At 63.7% G+C, this 15,917-nt stretch carries 14 protein-coding genes; 9 read left to right on the top strand and 5 right to left on the bottom strand.

Annotation, left to right across the window (positions count from 1 at the left end; translation table 11 throughout):
- Nucleotides 1-23: 23 nt before the first annotated feature.
- Nucleotides 24-713, bottom strand: a complete 690-nt coding sequence (locus T31B1_RS07035) for a LuxR C-terminal-related transcriptional regulator (protein ID WP_353248788.1) — start codon at nt 711-713, stop codon at nt 24-26.
- Nucleotides 714-1,287: 574 nt separating this feature from the next.
- On the opposite strand from T31B1_RS07035, the gene T31B1_RS07030 reads away from it, so the two are divergent.
- Together T31B1_RS07030 and T31B1_RS07025 are read left to right on the top strand one after the other, a co-directional pair.
- Nucleotides 1,288-2,724, top strand: a complete 1,437-nt coding sequence (locus T31B1_RS07030; protein WP_353248787.1) for a DcaP family trimeric outer membrane transporter — start codon at nt 1,288-1,290, stop codon at nt 2,722-2,724.
- A 183-nt stretch (nt 2,725-2,907) separates the two neighbouring features.
- Nucleotides 2,908-3,585: a haloacid dehalogenase type II gene (locus tag T31B1_RS07025; RefSeq protein ID WP_353248786.1), complete on the top strand. Its 678-nt coding sequence runs from the start codon at nt 2,908-2,910 to the stop codon at nt 3,583-3,585.
- 53 nt (nt 3,586-3,638) lie between these two features.
- Here the strand turns inward: T31B1_RS07025 and T31B1_RS07020 are convergent, their stop codons facing one another.
- The 4 genes from T31B1_RS07020 to T31B1_RS07005 form a co-directional block, all read right to left on the bottom strand.
- On the bottom strand, nt 3,639-4,961 hold the full coding sequence (locus tag T31B1_RS07020) for a replication-associated recombination protein A (RefSeq protein ID WP_353248785.1): 1,323 nt from the start codon (nt 4,959-4,961) through the stop codon (nt 3,639-3,641).
- A 37-nt stretch (nt 4,962-4,998) separates the two neighbouring features.
- Nucleotides 4,999-5,373 (bottom strand): VanZ family protein, encoded by a 375-nt coding sequence (locus T31B1_RS07015; RefSeq protein WP_353248784.1) that lies wholly within the window; start codon nt 5,371-5,373, stop codon nt 4,999-5,001.
- A gap of 26 nt (nt 5,374-5,399) precedes the next feature.
- The gene (gene lolA, locus T31B1_RS07010; protein WP_353248783.1) at nt 5,400-6,038 is read right to left on the bottom strand and encodes an outer membrane lipoprotein periplasmic chaperone LolA; all 639 of its coding nucleotides are present in this window, start codon (nt 6,036-6,038) and stop codon (nt 5,400-5,402) included.
- 133 nt (nt 6,039-6,171) lie between these two features.
- Nucleotides 6,172-8,655: a DNA translocase FtsK gene (locus T31B1_RS07005; protein WP_353248782.1), complete on the bottom strand. Its 2,484-nt coding sequence runs from the start codon at nt 8,653-8,655 to the stop codon at nt 6,172-6,174.
- Between the two features lie 333 nt (nt 8,656-8,988).
- Between T31B1_RS07005 and T31B1_RS07000 the strand changes: the two genes are divergently transcribed.
- The 7 genes from T31B1_RS07000 to T31B1_RS06970 all read left to right on the top strand — a co-directional run bounded on the left by T31B1_RS07000 (nt 8,989) and on the right by T31B1_RS06970 (nt 14,653).
- Entirely contained in the window at nt 8,989-9,324 is a 336-nt protein-coding gene (locus tag T31B1_RS07000) for a hypothetical protein (protein WP_353248781.1), read from the top strand.
- A gap of 336 nt (nt 9,325-9,660) precedes the next feature.
- The gene (locus T31B1_RS06995; RefSeq protein WP_353248780.1) at nt 9,661-10,803 is read left to right on the top strand and encodes a GNAT family N-acetyltransferase; all 1,143 of its coding nucleotides are present in this window, start codon (nt 9,661-9,663) and stop codon (nt 10,801-10,803) included.
- Nucleotides 10,800-11,567 (top strand): leucyl/phenylalanyl-tRNA--protein transferase, encoded by a 768-nt coding sequence (gene aat, locus T31B1_RS06990; RefSeq protein WP_353248779.1) that lies wholly within the window; start codon nt 10,800-10,802, stop codon nt 11,565-11,567. Before T31B1_RS06995 ends, aat begins: the two co-directional genes overlap by 4 nt.
- 64 nt (nt 11,568-11,631) lie before the next feature.
- Nucleotides 11,632-11,850 (top strand): translation initiation factor IF-1, encoded by a 219-nt coding sequence (gene infA / locus T31B1_RS06985; RefSeq protein WP_353248778.1) that lies wholly within the window; start codon nt 11,632-11,634, stop codon nt 11,848-11,850.
- 167 nt (nt 11,851-12,017) lie between these two features.
- Entirely contained in the window at nt 12,018-12,488 is a 471-nt protein-coding gene (locus T31B1_RS06980; RefSeq protein ID WP_353248777.1) for a pilin, read from the top strand.
- Between the two features lie 769 nt (nt 12,489-13,257).
- A complete protein-coding gene (locus T31B1_RS06975; RefSeq protein ID WP_353248776.1) occupies nt 13,258-13,722 on the top strand; it encodes a pilin in 465 nt (154 codons plus the stop codon).
- A gap of 229 nt (nt 13,723-13,951) precedes the next feature.
- Nucleotides 13,952-14,653, top strand: coding sequence for a hypothetical protein (locus tag T31B1_RS06970; RefSeq protein WP_353248775.1), 702 nt, complete (start codon nt 13,952-13,954; stop codon nt 14,651-14,653).
- Nucleotides 14,654-15,917 lie beyond the last annotated feature (1,264 nt).

Below are 15,917 nucleotides of genomic sequence, written 5' to 3'. Positions count from 1 at the left end.
GAGTGGCGTCGCCTGAAGCGGGGTCAGTCGGTCGGCGCGTTGGGGGCACCGCGGCCGTAGCTCGCCCAATCGATCTCCAGACTACGTGCGGCGATAACGGCCTGGGTGCGGGTATGTACGCCGAGCTTGCGCAGGATCGCGGTGATATGGGCCTTGACGGTCGCCTCGGAGATATCGAGATCGATCGCGATCTGCTTGTTCAGAAGCCCATCGGTGAGCATGACCAACACCCGCTGCTGTTGCGGCGTCAGCAGCGCGAGCTTGTCGGTGAACTCGCTGTCGACGCTGCGCGTATCGGTGCCGCTATCGGGCGCCCAGGTTTGGCCGTCGAGCACGGCGGCGATCGCGCGGGCCATGGTTTCAGGCGAGGCCGATTTCGGGATAAAACCCGATGCGCCGTGGTCCAGGGAAGCCCGGATCACACCGCCGTCCTCGTAGGCGGATACCACGATCACCGGTAGCGACGGCACCACGCTGCGCGCATGGACAAGCGCGGAATAGCCGCGGGCGCCGGGCATGTTCAGGTCCAGCAACAGCAGATCTGCGTCGGCGTCGGTCTTGAGCGTGGCACTGAGTTCGTCGAACGAGCCGACGGTGACCAGACGGGCATCAGCCAGAGATCGGTGAACCGCATCGCTGAGGGCGGTTCGGAACAGCGGGTGATCGTCGGCAATCAGTACTTTCATACCGGCGGCGGGTTGTTTGCTGCTCATGACGTCCTCTTGTACGTGAAGCCACACTACCCCATCGGCGTGACGTGCGGCCGGCCGCGGCTCAGTGTTTTCGTCGTTATGAACAGACCGCCGGAACGCGGGCGCGATACCGGCGGCCGTGCTGGCCACGGCTCATGATATACGACCTTGCGCTTAAGACCTAAGGTGTATGGCGCACGGCCTTTCGTCCGTCGACCATGGCCACCCGCCGCCGCAGCAACCGATACTCGCGCAATGCGGACAATTCGCGCGATTTAATCCGCTTAACAGCGTGTTCGGTCGCTGATTGCGCGGATATTCATGATCTATGGGACAGTCGGGCGTCGGCACGAGGCCCGCGTTTAGTCATTACATATCCGGCACTTGCCCGCATATGACGGCGGTTACGATGGGGATATATGACGCTATCCAGCCATTCGACTCGACTAAAGCATTAGGCGGCAAACTCTGGACAGTAGACGGTGTACGGCCTATTTTCGAAACGCTATTTCGATATAGCGCTTTCGGCTGCGGGGATTGGTGCAGCCGAACCGATTACGGGCATTGCCCGTGCTGTCACTTCCAGGGGAGATCCATGAAACGATTCAATAAGACGGCGCCGGCCGTGGCGCTGGGCGTCACCGCGCTCGTGGCCGGCGTCAACATGGCGCATGCCGCCACCAATGAAGAACTCGAACAACGTATCGATCGGCTCGAACAGATGCTGCGCCAGACCCAGGCCGAACTGCGTCAGAGCCGCCAGACAGCGGCTGCACCCTCATCACGTATCGAGGTGCGCCAACAGCGTGCCGATTTCATCGGCGACTCGGCCCAGGAGCTGGTCGGCGATCAATCCAAGACCGACCAGGGCAATGTCCAGGCACGGAGCGAGCCTGCGCCGACCACCCCCAAAGGCAGCTTCCGCATCGGCGACAACACCACGCTCAAGATCGGCGGCTACGTGAAGATGGACGCGGTCTACAGCATGTACAGCGGCGGCCAGACCTCGGATACCGATCGCGAGTTCTATCTGCCCTCGCGGGTGCCGGTGGGCAATCTGAACGGTCCCGATTCGCAGTCGACCGACTTCAACGCCCGTCAATCACGCTTCAATCTCACCAGCATCACCACCCTGGGCGATCACAAGGTCAAGGGCTTTGTCGAAGCCGATTTCTACGGCAGCAAGGGCAGCGAGCTGACCAGCAATGCCAGTGGCCTGCGTCTTCGACACGCCTTCATCGAGATCGACGACACCTGGCTGCTGGGTCAGACCTGGTCGAATTTCATGGACCTGCAGGTCTTTCCCGAAACACTCGACTTCTTCACATCGGCCGAATCGGTCGGCTATTCGCGGCAGCCGCAGATCCGTTATACGCATGACAACTGGTCGCTGGCACTGGAAAACCCGGAAACGCAGTTCGACGTCATGGCCGGCGGCCAGCGTGCCACCGCACTCACCCCGGAAGAAAAATACCCCGAGCTGACCGGCGACTACAGCCTGCCGACGGGCTTCGGTCATCTTAGCGTCGGCGGTGTGCTCAAACAGGTCAGCAACGACGGTGTGACCGGCCCCGGCGGTATCGACTACGAAGACGACAGCAAACTCGGCTACGGCGTGCGGCTGTCCGGGAGCGTCAACCTCGGGGATAACGGCGACGAGATCGGCTTTTCCGGCATCTACGGGGACGGGCTGGGCCGATATGTCGGCCTGGGGATCACGCCGGCCGGCTATGTCAGCGACGACGGGTCGGTGGAAACGATCTCCTACTATGCCGGCTACAGCTATCTCCGGCATTTCTGGAGCGAGAAATGGCGCTCCAACCTGCTGGTCGGCACACTGCAGGTCGACAATGATGCCGAACGCGGCGGTCTGGCCACCAAGAGCGCGACCAGTGTGCACGTGAACCTGCTCTGGAACCCGCTCACCCCGCTGACGCTCGGCGGCGAATATGCCTACGCCAAGCGTGAGGTGGAAAACGGGCTGGACGGCAACATGAATCGCGTTCAGTTGTCGGCCAAGTACGCCTTCTAGCGGGCGCTTGCACGCCCCGGTCGGCCCGCTGCCGACCGCTTCGACGGCCCGCCCTGCGGGCCGTTTTTCGTTGTGTCCGATGCCGAACGGGCTAACGTGCGCCGGTCGCCTGTCGGACGATTGCCTACAGGTTCACGACCGCTTAGCCTTTCGGAGCTGTTCCACTCTACGTCGGTTGCTGTCATGCCTACTCGTCGCCTGGTCTTCGATGTCAACGAAACGCTGCTCGATCTGGCACCGTTGGACCCGGTCTTCGCCGATCTGTTCGGCGACGCTGCCTTGCGGCGACAATGGTTCCAGAGCCTGTTGCACTGGTCGACGATCACCACGCTAACCGGCGAATACCGCGACTTCACCGATCTGGCCGCGGCCAGTCTCGACCATCTCGCAGCCAATGCAGGTTGTGCGCTGTCCAGCGAACAGCGTCAGCGCGTGTTCGACACCATTGCCACGCTGGCCCCGCATGCCGACGTCGAACCCGCGCTCGAACAGCTCGCCGCACACGGGTTTTCGCTCATTGCGCTGACCAACTCCGCCCAGCGCACAGTCGATGCGCAATTCGAGCATGCCGGCCTGGGCCGCTATTTCGAGCGGGTATTGTCGGTGGACGCTGCTCGGCGCTACAAACCTCATCCAGACGCGTACGGCGTCGCCACCCAAGCCTTGGGCTGCACGCCGGATGCGTTGCGTCTGATCGCCTGCCACGACTGGGACGTGACGGGTGCGCTTCGGGCCGGGCTCGCGGGTGCCTATGTCGCCCGCGAAGGGCGGATCGCACACGATGCCGCCGATACACCGGATATCGTAGGCGCCGACATGCACGAGGTCGCCGAGCGGGTCATCGCCGTCGATGGCGGCTAGGCGGCACGCCGCCGGTCCGCGGCCGGTCGCCGGCTCAGGCGTCAGCCCGACGCCTACTCGTCGGCGGTCGGGGCATTCGGATGACTGCGGGTCACACGGCTCGTATCAGCGGCTTCATCGCGGGCTCGAAGACGGGCCAGTTTTTCGCCGATCTTGATCTCCAGGCCACGCGCCACCGGCTCGTAGTAGCGCGTACCCAGCAGCGCCTCGGGCAGATAACTGTCGCCGGCAGCATAGCCGTCGGCCTCGTTGTGCGCATAGCGATAGCCTTGGCCGTAGCCAAGGTCTTTCATCAACGTCGTCGGCGCGTTGCGGATATGCATCGGCACTTCCAGCGAGCCCTGTTCGCGTGCATCCTTCCAGGCAGCGTTGAAACCGGCGTAGACCGCATTGGACTTGGGCGCGCAGGCCATGTACACCGTCGCCTGTGCGATCGCGAGCTCGCCCTCGGGTGAGCCCATGCGTTCGTAGGTGTCCCAGGCGTTGAGCGCCAGCTGCAATGCGCGCGGGTCGGCATTGCCAATATCCTCGCTGGCCATCCGGGTGACCCGACGCGCCACATAGCGCGGGTCGCAGCCGGCTTCGAGCATGCGCGCCAGCCAGTAGAGCGCGGCATCCGGGTCGGTGCCCCGTACGCTCTTGTGCAGTGCCGACATCTGATCGTAGAAATAATCGCCGCCCTTGTCGAAGCGACGCAGGCCGGAACTGAGCACATCGTCGAGATCGGCCTGCACGATCTCGCCCGAGCTGGCGTCGCGACCGGCGGCGATGTCGGCGGCCAATTCGAGCAGATTCAGCGCACGCCGGGCATCGCCGTCGGCGCGTGCGGCCAGCTGGTCGCGCAGTGCTGCCGGCATGTCCAGGCCCCGCCCGCCGAGCCCACGTTCCCGGTCGGCCAGCGCGCGGTCGATCAGCAGGCGAATGGCTTGGACGTCGAGCGCGCGCAGAACATAGGTCCGGGTGCGCGACAGCAGCGCGTTATTCACCTCGAACGACGGATTCTCGGTCGTCGCGCCCACCAGCACCAGCGTACCGTCCTCGACAAAGGGCAGCAGACCGTCCTGCTGCGCCTTGTTGAACCGATGGACTTCGTCGACGAACAGCAGCGTGCCCTGGCCCCGGCCGCTGCGCGCCTCTCGCGCCTCGGCCACCGCCGCCCGGATATCCTTGACGCCGGCCATCACCGCCGAGATCTGCACGAAACGCATGTCGACCTGCGCGGCCAGCAGGCGCGCCAACGTCGTCTTGCCGGTGCCGGGCGGGCCCCACAGGATCATCGAGTGAATCCGGCCACCGGCGAGTGCCCGGGCAAGCGGCTTGTCGGCGCCCAGGATATGCGACTGGCCCACATAATCGGCCAGCTCGGTCGGACGCATGCGGTCCGCCAGTGGCCGGCCGGCTTCGGCCGCCGGATTATCCAGCGCTATTTCGGTTTGCTGCGACACGGGCATCAATATACCGCAGCCAGTCCAGTGCGCCGAGGCGCGCGGCCCCGATACCGGCGAGTACGCCGAGCGTGTCCGCAGCCAGATCGAACAGGTCCGCGTCGCGGCCGACCAACCCCTGGATGACCTCGATCGCCGCCCCGAAGCCGACCAACCCGATGAATACCGCCAGATAGCGCGGCGCCAGCACGCCTGCGAACCAGGTACCGAGTATCCCGAATGCAAGGAAATGCTCGAGCTTGTCGGCGTTGTGTATGCCTACGCTCGGCGGATGCGGCATCAGACACAGATACAGCAAGACACCGCAAGCCACCAGGCCCAGACCGACCCATAGCCGCTGCATCGCGAACCCCGCGGGACGGGCGTGCCTCATCGCTGGCCTTGAAGCTGGCGGCCGTCGACCACCTCGACATCGTCGGGCACGTCGAGCTCGAAGCGCGACTTCGCAAGACTCGGGTTCAGTTCGACCTGCGAGAAGCGGATACGCGTCGTCTGGCCCAGGTTATCGTCGAGTTCCATCACGCTGGGCACCTGATTTTTCAGGCCCAGCCGCACCTCGGCGAAATCGGTGTCGTCGGCACGCGGGGTCAGCCGTACCCAGCTCATGCCATCGCGCTGGCCGGCAGCAGCGATATTGAAGGCATCCTCGAGCGCGGCTCCACCGGTCAGCAGCAGTGCGGGCGTGGCCTGTAGCGTGGTGTCGATATCCCGCACGGTTACCTGGGCGAGATCCACGTCGTAGAACTTGAACACCTGGCCGTCGCTGACGATGATCTGTTCGTAGGGCTGCTGGTACTCCCAGCGAAAACGGTCCGGCCGCGACAGGAGGAACACGCCACTGGCGCGTTGCAGTGTCTGCCCGGTGTCGTCGGTCTGGACCTGCGAAAACTGAGCCGACAGGCTGTTCACGTTCTTGTAGAAACTCTCCAGGTCCGACACGCCGTCGGCCTGTGCGCTGGCAGCCGCGACACTCAGCATGGCGGCGAAAAACAGACGACGTAGACGCATGGTCGATCCTTGTACGAGCGATAGTCAGAAAAGGCGTAGCGGCCAGCCTAGCTGCCGGCCATGAACTCGGACTTAATCGAGTCTGGGGTACGAACCCCGGCGTGCCGGTAAGTTCCGGCGATACCGTGACCGGTCAATCCTCGGGCGGCGCCGGGGCGAGCACTTCCCGGCCGCCGCTGCCTTCGGCCGGGCCCACGATGCCGGCGTTCTCCATCTGTTCGATCAGACGCGCCGATCGGTTGTAGCCGACCCGCAGCCGACGCTGCACATACGAGATCGAGGCCTTGCGGGTCTTGAGCACGATCGCCACCGCCTGATCGTAGAGCGGATCGGCCTCGATATCGTCTTCGTCGTCGGCGCCGCCCCCGCCTTCCATATCGCCGCCTTCGAGAATCTCCTCGATATAGTCGGGTTCGCCAACCTGCTTGAGATACTCGACGACCTTGTGCACTTCGTGGTCGTCCACGAAAGCGCCGTGCACACGGGTCGAAAAGCCGGTGCCAGGCGGCAGATAGAGCATATCGCCATGTCCGAGCAGGCTCTCGGCGCCCTGCTGGTCCAGAATGGTGCGCGAATCGATCTTGGAGGCGACCTGGAAAGCGATACGCGTCGGGATATTGGCCTTGATCAGCCCGGTGATGACATCGACCGATGGGCGCTGGGTGGCGAGAATCATGTGCAGCCCTGCCGCACGGGCTTTTTGGGCCAGCCGGGCAATGAGTTCTTCGACCTTCTTGCCCACCGTCATCATCATATCGGCGAGTTCGTCGACGATGATCACGATCGAGGGCAACGGTTCCAGAGTCGGCACCTCCTCCCCGGCTTCGGCGTCGTCGTTGGACTGGGCGTTCTTGAGAATCGGGTCCTCGATCGGCGTGCCCGCTTCGATGGCCTTGCGAACCTTGGCGTTGTAGCCGGCCATGTTGCGTACGCCCAGCGCCGACATCAGCTTGTAGCGGCGCTCCATTTCGCCGACCGACCAGCGCAGCGCGTTGGCTGCATCCTTCATGTCGGTCACCACCGGTGCCAGCAGATGCGGAATCCCTTCATAGACCGACAGTTCGAGCATCTTCGGGTCGATCATGATCAGGCGCACTTCCGAGGCCTCGGCCTTGTGCAGGATCGACAGGATCATGGCGTTGATCGCCACCGACTTGCCCGACCCGGTGGTGCCGGCAACCAGCAGGTGGGGCATCTTGCCGAGATCGGCCGTGACCGCATTGCCGCCGATGTCCTTGCCGAGCGCCATGGTCAACGGTGAACTCGCCTTGGCGTACAGCGGCGATTCGACGATCTCGCGCAGGGCGACGATTTCGCGGTCGACGTTGGGTATCTCCAACCCGATCACCGACTTGCCGGGAATCACCTCGACCACGCGTACGCTGGTCGTGGACATGGCGCGGGCCAGATCCTTGGCCAGATTGGAGATCTGGTTGACCTTCACCCCCGGTGCCGGGTCGACCTCGAAACGGGTGACCACCGGCCCCGGCTCGACGGCAACGATCTTGGCCTGCACGTTGAAATCCGCCAGATGCTGTTCGAGCTGCTCGGACATCGAACGCAGCACGGCCTCGTCCTGGTCATGCTTGGGCGCACGGGCCGGATCCAGCAACATGGTGGGCGGGATCGGGCTGTCCTTGGCCGGGTCGTAGGTCGGTACATCGATCTGCTCGTCCATGGGCAGATCCAGCTGCTCGGCCTTGATGGTCTTCTTCTTTTTCTTGACCGTCAGGCCGCCGGCACCGGCGGCCGGTTCCGGCGCCGCAGCCGGCGCCGGAACCTCGCCCTTGGCGCCGGCGGAGCCGTTGCCCAATGTCGGCGCCACGCGCGGCTTCTTCGCTGCCTTGCGTTCGGCGCGGCTGATCTTGGGCTGCTTGACCTGGGCTTCGCGGCGTTCCGCACGAGTCGCCTGCCAGGCCCGCAGACGATCCATGGCGCCGCGCAGACCGCCACGAAGGCCGTTGAGCACGAAGTGGCCGGTACGCTCGGTCACCGCCAGCCAGGAGAACCCGAGACCGACCGATAGCGTGATCACGAATACAGTGATCAGCAGCCACGCCGCGCCGATGACGTTGATCACCCGCGCCAGCCCGCCGGCGGTCACGGTGCCGACAATGCCCCCGCTGCCCTGCGGCATGGCATCGCCGTTGGTGCCCAGCGCCAGCCAGGCCAGCCCGCAGCCCGAGACCAGCCAGAACAGCAGCGCACCCGCTCGTATGCTCTTGGAGAACACGTCGTTGGCCGGTCGGTCGCTGTTGGCGAACACGAGCCAGCCGCCGTAGAGCACCATCCAGGGAAATATGAAGCCCAGATAGCCGAACAGGCTGAGCAGTACGTCCGCAAACCATGCGCCCGGGCGACCGAACAGATTGTCGATCGCGGTGCCGTCGCCCAATGACGACCAGCCCGGATCCATGGGGCTGTAGGACACCAGGGCGGCCAGCAGAAACAGGGTGACGGCCGCTGCGGCGAACAGCACCGCCTCGCGCATGAGTCGGCCCAGGCGCTGCCGATACCGGCTCGGGGGTGCCTCGCTCGCGCCGCCGGCCGTGCCGCCGCGGCTGGACTTGGGTCCGGCCTTGGCTGCCTTGCCCTGTTTCGCGATCGCTTTCGCCATGGTCACGTCTCGATTGACGGTGGTTGCGTCGAGTGTCCGCAGATATCGATGATCCGGTGTGCCGTTTCGCGCCTCGAGCCGTGGCAGCGCGGCCACGACGCCGTGGCAGAGCAACTCGGCGCAATCGGCCAGCACGGCACAGGCTGGTTCGGCCTCGCCCAGCGCCCGTCGAGCACGGGACGAAGCGCCGCGCTCACGGCATCACTGCGGCGATTGTACCCGAGCGGCCGGCCTACAGTGCAGGCAGCGCTTCAGCTGTGCCGGCCACGCGCTTGAATTGGCGCAATTTGTGCACAATATAATTTGCATCATCAGCACGCCACGGAGATCGTCATGTCCGTCCGTCATTTTCTGCTGACTCAGGAAGGCTCCATTCACGAATTCAGCGAGGCCGAGGCCGCCGCAGTGGCCGAGGGCGAACGCGATTTGCCCGAATATGCCGACAAGCGTCTGCGCTATGTGCAGGTCGCGTTCGAGGACACGGTCAACGAGGAAGGCGAGATACACGTCCGCACGCTGGGCGCGATCGTGTCCTTCGACGCGCAGGGCCGCGTGCGCGAGGCCGGCTCGGCCGATAACGAACAGGACCGGCTCGATGCCTTCGAGCACGATGCCTGTGTGCAATATGCGTTGCGCGATACCGTACAGCCTGGCTACGCACTGAACTGAACACGACGTCGCCCGCTTGACCGGCCTCCAGCGCCGGTGCGTGCGGCGCGTATGCGGTTTCGAGCGGCCGTGATACCAGGCGCCGGCCACGAGGTCGGCGCCCTTCGATCGGATCCTGCCTGGGTGGCCTCCGCCGCGACCCGCATGCATCCGGCCTGGCCTGCGCGTCGTTTATGTGTATCCAGCACGCTACACTCGCGAGCCGGCATTGCGCGCGCAATGTGTCACGACCGCGCGGTGAGGACCGGCCTCATCTATCGCCGGAGTCCAACGGCGCAGCCGTACCGCGCCCGGAGCACGGTTGCATTCATCCACGCCCTAGGTTGTGATTGCCCCATGGCCCGAGTTCGCCAAGTCGATACCATCCTCGATGTCCCCGCTGAGCGCTGGAATGCATTGACCGGCACCGATCAGCCGTTCATACAGCATGGGTTTCTCGCCGCGCTTGAGGCCAGCGCCAGTGTGAGCGCCGACCACGGCTGGCAACCCGCGCATCTGCTCGTCGAAGACGGCGACGGCAGGCTGGTGGCTGCCGCGCCGCTGTATGCAAAGAACCACTCCTATGGGGAGTTCGTATTCGATTTCGCCTGGGCCAACGCCTATCGTCAGGTCGGGCTGAACTATTACCCGAAGCTCGTCAACGCCGTGCCCTTCACGCCGGTGGCCGGGCCGCGCCTGCTGGCCGCGGATGATACGGCACGGGCATTGCTCGCCGAACAGCTGGCCGGGCTGCCGGCTGCGCTCGGCGTGTCCTCGCTGCACACGTTGTTCGGCGACGATCTGTCCACCCAAGCCATGAGCGGCGTCGGCGCGATCGCACGTCGCGGATGTCAATATCGCTGGTACAACCGCGACTACGCCGACTTCGAGGCGTTCCTGGGCCAGCTGTCATCCAAGCGACGCAAGGAAATCCGCCGCGAACGCAAACGGATGCAGGACGCCGGCGTGAAAGTCGAAGTGCGGCGGCCGGCCGATATCGGCGCCGACCTGTGGCAGACGCTCTACGGCTTCTACGGACGGACCTATGCGGTGCGGGGCCAGTCGCCTTATCTGACCCGCGCGTTCTTTGCCGAACTGTGCGACCGCCTGCCCGATCAGGTGCTGTTCTTCATCGCCCGCCATCAGGGCACGCCGGTCGGCATGGCGTTCATGATGGTCAGCCGGGATACGCTTTACGGCCGCCACTGGGGATGCGCCGCCGATTATCACAGCCTGCATTTCGAGACCTGTTACTACGCAGGCATCGATTACTGTATCGAACACGGACTGGCCTGTTTCGACGCCGGCGCCCAAGGCGAGCACAAGATCCGCCGCGGCTTCGAGCCGGTGGCCACCTGGTCCAACCACGTGATCGCCGAGCCGCGGCTGGCCGGTGCCGTCGACGACTTCTGCGCGCGTGAAGCAGACATGATGGCCTCGTTCCAGGCCGAGCAGCGCGAACGCTGCAATTTCGATGCCCAGCCCGCGCCCCGGCCATGAGCGCGCTCCGGGTGTACTGGCTCGATCCGAACACGCCGGACGGCGCTTTTCCGGATCCGGCCCTGGCGCTGGACCAGCCCAACGGCCTGCTCGCCATGGGCGGCGATTTGTCGCCCCAGCGCCTGCGCCGGGCCTATGCCCAGGGTATCTTCCCCTGGTACAACCCGGACGAATCCATCCTCTGGTGGTGTCCGCATCCGCGTACCGTGTTCTATACCGACCGCGTGCATGTCTCGCGCCGGCTCAAACGTACGCTGGCCAAGGCCGACTATGCCGTCACCCTGGATGAAGACTTCAACGGCGTAATCGGCGCCTGTGCCGGTCGGCGCGCCGGCAACCCCGGTACCTGGCTGGGCCCGCAGATGCGCGCGGCTTACGCCAAGCTGCACGCATTGGGCGATGCCCATTCGGTCGAAGTCTGGCGCGACGGTTCACTCATAGGCGGGCTGTACGGGGTCGCGCTCGGTCGCATGTTCTTTGGTGAATCGATGTTCAGCCATGCCACCGACGCCAGCAAGATCGCGCTGGTCTGGCTGACGCGACAGCTGCATGCCTGGGGCTTTCCGCTGCTGGACGGCCAGGTCGGATCCGGCCATCTGTATCGCATGGGCGCGGTCGACCTGCCCCGCAGCAAATTCCTCCGGCACGTCGGCGAAGAATGCCGCCGACCGGCGCCTGCCGGGCGCTGGCATTTCGAGATCGACGTACCCTGCTCGGCCGCGCATCTGGAAGCCACGGCGGCCCCTGGAAACGAGGGCGATTGAACCCCATCGATAGATCACCGATAATCCACCGGTTAAACCGCTAGAAAAACGAGTTCAGGAGTCAATGGCAAAAGAAGACCATATCGAAATGGAAGGCACCGTCGTCGAGACGCTGCCCAACACCACCTTCCGCGTAAAGCTGGACAACGGCCACATCGTGACGGCCCATATCTCCGGCAAGATGCGCAAGCACTATATCCGTATCCTGCGCGGCGACAGCGTCACGGTACAGATCACCCCCTACGACCTGTCCAAAGGCCGGATCACCTACCGCGGCCGCTAGGTGACGCAAAGCGTCACTTTCCGACGCCGATTGACCTGCCCCTGAGCGTCACATGACATCTTAAATCGCCATGAATGCACGGGTTTTCCCGCTGGCACGAACGCTGCATAATGAACACCGCGTCACGAGTTTCGGCGTTCATTTTCATCGTACTACCGGGGGAACCCATGCAGAAACAACAAGGCTTCACGCTCATCGAGCTGATGATCGTCGTAGCGATCATCGGTATTCTGGCGGCTATCGCTATTCCGCAGTATCAGAATTACGTCGCTCGTTCTCAGATGACCGAGGCTCTTACGCTAGCTGACGGGTTAAAAACCGACGTGGTTACCGCGTATTCCGAAACCGGCGCTTGTCCTGATAACTCTAGTGCAGCGGACGGACAGATCGGTCCTAAGGGGCAATATACCGGCAACTATGTGACCGGGGTCGTGGTTGGGGGCACAGCGCCTGCGTGCACTATCGAAGCCACTTTAGGCAATCAGGCTTCCGCCTCAATTGCCTCTAAAACGCTTACTTTGAAGATGTCGGACAATAGTTCAGGCGGTTCAGGCGGGAGCGCCAGCTGGACCTGCGAGAGCACCGCAGACCCTCAGTATCTGCCTTCGAGTTGCACCGGTAGCGGTACAGGAACATAACTGCAAACTCGCATTCCCGAGTCGAGTATATGCTCGCTTTGTAGAGTCATACGCAAGGTAAAACAGGAAGGGCGTAAATCGCCCTTCCTGTTTTCTTTATTAAATCGGCGTGTGACGACAATTAATAGACGAGACCAAGCTTTACAACGAGTTATGCCCGCGAGTCGAGTGGCAATGATCAACTGCGGCCAGTGACGTAAGCGGACGGGTCGTAAGAGATAGAATGGCGACCAACACTCGCTCCGTTTCATTCAGCACTACTTAGACCACGGCGCATTTCCGTCGGATTACGGCTGCGGCATTCCAACCTGCGGTATTAATGCGGGCGTGCGTACAACTCAGCCTCTACCGGCGTTAACGACATTCGCCTAGCACTTAGGTCGGCTTAGGCCAAAGGCCGTAAGCCGACAGAACGTAGGCGACACGATGCGGGACATTCCCAACGCCGATTCTTGATATAAGCCCGCGAGACCCAAGCGCATTCTCGTCGGATTACGCCTGCGGCTAATACCACCTACGACTTTGATTCGGGCGTGGGGAGCGCGTCAATTTTCCGGGCTGGAACGAGACTCGACGCAATCTGATCGACGATCGCCCATCGAGGCGCCTCCGGACGTAAGATACGGTCACGACCGGCAGCCCCCTGAGTCGCACAGGCTGCACGTCTCGAACTGAACACCACGGGGATAACAGCCTTCCCCTTGATCTGATTACCGTTGGCACGGTGCGGAGCCCGGCGTTGAATAACGAGCTTTCCAATGACTGCCTAATGGCACGGCTGCACCGTACGCGTGGCTTCACGCTGATCGAGCTGATGATCGTCCTGGCGATCATCGGCATTCTGGCCGCCATTGCCCTACCCACGTACTACAACTACGTTGCCAAGGCCCAGTTCTCGGAAGCGATGAGTCTGGCCGCTGGGCTCAAGACGGCCGTCGGCGATGCGTACCAGAGCCGTCAGACGCTGGACGGGTTGGATAATGGCGTGGGCTCGATTCCGGACGCCGATCAGATGAAAGGCACCTACGTCTCGCGCGTGAATGTCCAGGACGGCGTCATTACGGCGCATTTCGCCGATGACAGCGCGCTGGCCGGCAAGGTCGCGATACTGCGACCCGCCGCCTCTCCCGAGGGCGGCATCAGTTGGCGTTGCCAGACCGACGCGGCCGCCGGCAAGGCTCCGGCAAGCTGCGAGTCGGTCTCGGCGATCTCCCCGGACGCCGCAGCGGACTGACCGAGTCCTTCGATCCGTCACGCGCCAGCGGGCCCGATTCGCGCCACGCCGGCAGGCCACAGGCACGTGTTCAGCGGCCGGTCGATAATTGTCGATACAATCTTTGCCCTGGACATATTGCCAACCTGCTCGGTTGACGCGATGATGTCCGTGAACAGCGGTTTAGCCGCAGGCGTTCGCGTGGTTTCTGGCCGAATGGCCGCTTCGTTGATGAAGCAGGATGGGTATCGTGGCACGAGGGATAGGCAAGTTCGCTGCCCCAGGGGCAGCCGCGGCGCTGCTGGCTGCCGGCGCCGTATTCCTATGGCCCGCCGCCCCACCCCTGGCGTCCAAGCCCCTCGCCACCTCGGCAAAGCCCGCCAGCCGTCCGGCGCCGACCCTCACCGAACACGTAATCGCCGTACCGAACAAGGCGCGCTACCGGCAGCCCATCGGTCTGGATCTGCGGATGGATGAGGCGCTCAGCACCGTGGCCGAGGACGACACCGGCTCGGCGGCCACTTCTGGCGACCGACTCGCGAAGAACGACACCCGGCGGTCGAAGCCGGCCAGCGCCGAGCCCGCACTCATTGTTCAGGAGCCGTTGAACCTGCGTGTTCCCGAACTCGAAGCCGATACGATCGTCGAAGACGAACTGGCGTCGGCCAACAAGCCACGCGATGAAAACGTAGACGATGAGCTCGCCGAGTCGCTGCCGTCGTCTCGGCTCGACCTGCGCTCACGGCCTGCCCCGGCTGCGCCCAAAGTGACGTCATACAGCCTGTTCAACCCGGAATACGGGCTGCGAGGTTTCATGAAACAGGGCTGGGTAAGTTCCAACCTCGGTTTCCAGGGCGGGCTCGGGTTCAACGACGGGCGTCGTATCCAGACCGAAGACGGCGACCTGCGCGATGATATCGCAGTGGGCATGGGCGTCATTCTGGCTTTCTAGACACGCTGACGGCGACGCGAAAGATCCAATCGAAGTTACGTCAAGCGGTTCGACCCGATCGTGTTCGCGTACTTGCGAGTTCGAGCGACTCGTACAGCTCGCCCGCCGAGGGTCGCATCCCGCCGCTTCGCAGCGCAATGACCCTGCTCCGCCTTTCGGGCGATACGGCGATGCTCGTGCCGAAGGGATCCAGGCCTGGAAATAGATGAAGGATCGCGTCGCTTTGGCGATGCTCAAACAGGGTGGCCGCACCGAGGCGGTGCCACGGACGCCCTTGAGCGCTGTGCTTATCGCCGCTTCACACGGGGCCCTGAATACAGTCGCTCGACCATGACGCAGAAGGTCGGTTCACGGTGCAAGACACCTGATCCGACCTGGGTCGCTGTTCGGGCTCCGGCTTGAATCGAGTCGAATTCGTGTCGGATTACGCTACGCTAATCCGACCTACACGGCTGTACTCAATCCCTTGGGCGTAGCGCCGAGCAGCGGAGGCCGGCCGGGGATGAAGCACAGCCGGGTGTCTGAGTCGCGCAGGAGTGCGGCGAGTTCCGGCTGCGCCCCGGCCGGGCGAGCAGCACAGGGCACCGATGCGAAGCATCGGCGCAAGATCGGGTGTCCTTTGCTTTGGTGACTTACCCGGACAAGCATACGAAAGTTACTCGCACAGCGGTGCGAAACCCCAAGTTGAATTTCGTCCGCGTGGTCGATTCAAGACGCAGGATTTAAGCCACCCGTCTTCCGGCGCTCACGAGTTCATCGAACCTCTTGTTTCGCGCTGCAGCGCGAGCTACTTCTCTTTGCTTGTCCAAAGAGAAGTAACCAAGAGAAAAGACACCCGGGTTACGCGTCGGCGCGAAGCGCGCCGAACCACTGCGATGCTCATGCCGAAGGGATGCGACCAGAACTCGCGTCGCTTGGGCGACGCTCAGACAGGCTGGCCGCACCGGCGCAGTGCGCCGGACACCCGTCGGCACTGCGCGTCTCGCTCGCTCCACACGGGGCCCAATACGGCTCCAGCCGCGTCGACATCGCTCGTTCGAGCGTCTCTATTCAATCCCTTGGGCGTAGTGCCGAGCAGCGGAGGCCGGCCGGGGATGAAGAGCAGCCGGGTGTCTGAGTCGCGCAGGAGTGCGGCGAGTTCCGGCTGCGCCCCGGAAGCAGCCGGGTGTCTGAGTCGCGCAGGAGCGCGGCGAGTTCCGGCTGCGCCCCGGACGGGCGAGCAGCACAGGGCATCGATGCGAAGCATCGGCGCAAGACAGGGTTT

It is taken from the genome of Salinisphaera sp. T31B1 (genome assembly GCF_040361275.1).
Taxonomy (GTDB): domain Bacteria; phylum Pseudomonadota; class Gammaproteobacteria; order Nevskiales; family Salinisphaeraceae; genus Salinisphaera.
The sequence above is the reverse complement of the archived record's forward strand: the minus strand, read 5'-3'. Positions and strand labels throughout refer to the sequence as shown.

Excerpts from the sequence above, each read along its gene's own strand:
- T31B1_RS07035 (WP_353248788.1), bottom strand. The coding sequence starts at position 713 with ATGAGCAGCAAACAACCCGCCGCCGGTATGAAAGTACTGATTGCCGAC.
- T31B1_RS07030 (WP_353248787.1), top strand. The coding sequence starts at position 1,288 with ATGAAACGATTCAATAAGACGGCGCCGGCCGTGGCGCTGGGCGTCACC.
- T31B1_RS07025 (WP_353248786.1), top strand. The coding sequence starts at position 2,908 with ATGCCTACTCGTCGCCTGGTCTTCGATGTCAACGAAACGCTGCTCGAT.
- T31B1_RS07020 (WP_353248785.1), bottom strand. The coding sequence starts at position 4,961 with ATGCGTCCGACCGAGCTGGCCGATTATGTGGGCCAGTCGCATATCCTG.
- T31B1_RS07015 (WP_353248784.1), bottom strand. The coding sequence starts at position 5,373 with ATGCAGCGGCTATGGGTCGGTCTGGGCCTGGTGGCTTGCGGTGTCTTG.
- lolA (WP_353248783.1), bottom strand. The coding sequence starts at position 6,038 with ATGCGTCTACGTCGTCTGTTTTTCGCCGCCATGCTGAGTGTCGCGGCT.
- T31B1_RS07005 (WP_353248782.1), bottom strand. The coding sequence starts at position 8,655 with ATGGCGAAAGCGATCGCGAAACAGGGCAAGGCAGCCAAGGCCGGACCC.
- T31B1_RS07000 (WP_353248781.1), top strand. The coding sequence starts at position 8,989 with ATGTCCGTCCGTCATTTTCTGCTGACTCAGGAAGGCTCCATTCACGAA.
- T31B1_RS06995 (WP_353248780.1), top strand. The coding sequence starts at position 9,661 with ATGGCCCGAGTTCGCCAAGTCGATACCATCCTCGATGTCCCCGCTGAG.
- aat (WP_353248779.1), top strand. The coding sequence starts at position 10,800 with ATGAGCGCGCTCCGGGTGTACTGGCTCGATCCGAACACGCCGGACGGC.
- infA (WP_353248778.1), top strand. The coding sequence starts at position 11,632 with ATGGCAAAAGAAGACCATATCGAAATGGAAGGCACCGTCGTCGAGACG.
- T31B1_RS06980 (WP_353248777.1), top strand. The coding sequence starts at position 12,018 with ATGCAGAAACAACAAGGCTTCACGCTCATCGAGCTGATGATCGTCGTA.
- T31B1_RS06975 (WP_353248776.1), top strand. The coding sequence starts at position 13,258 with ATGGCACGGCTGCACCGTACGCGTGGCTTCACGCTGATCGAGCTGATG.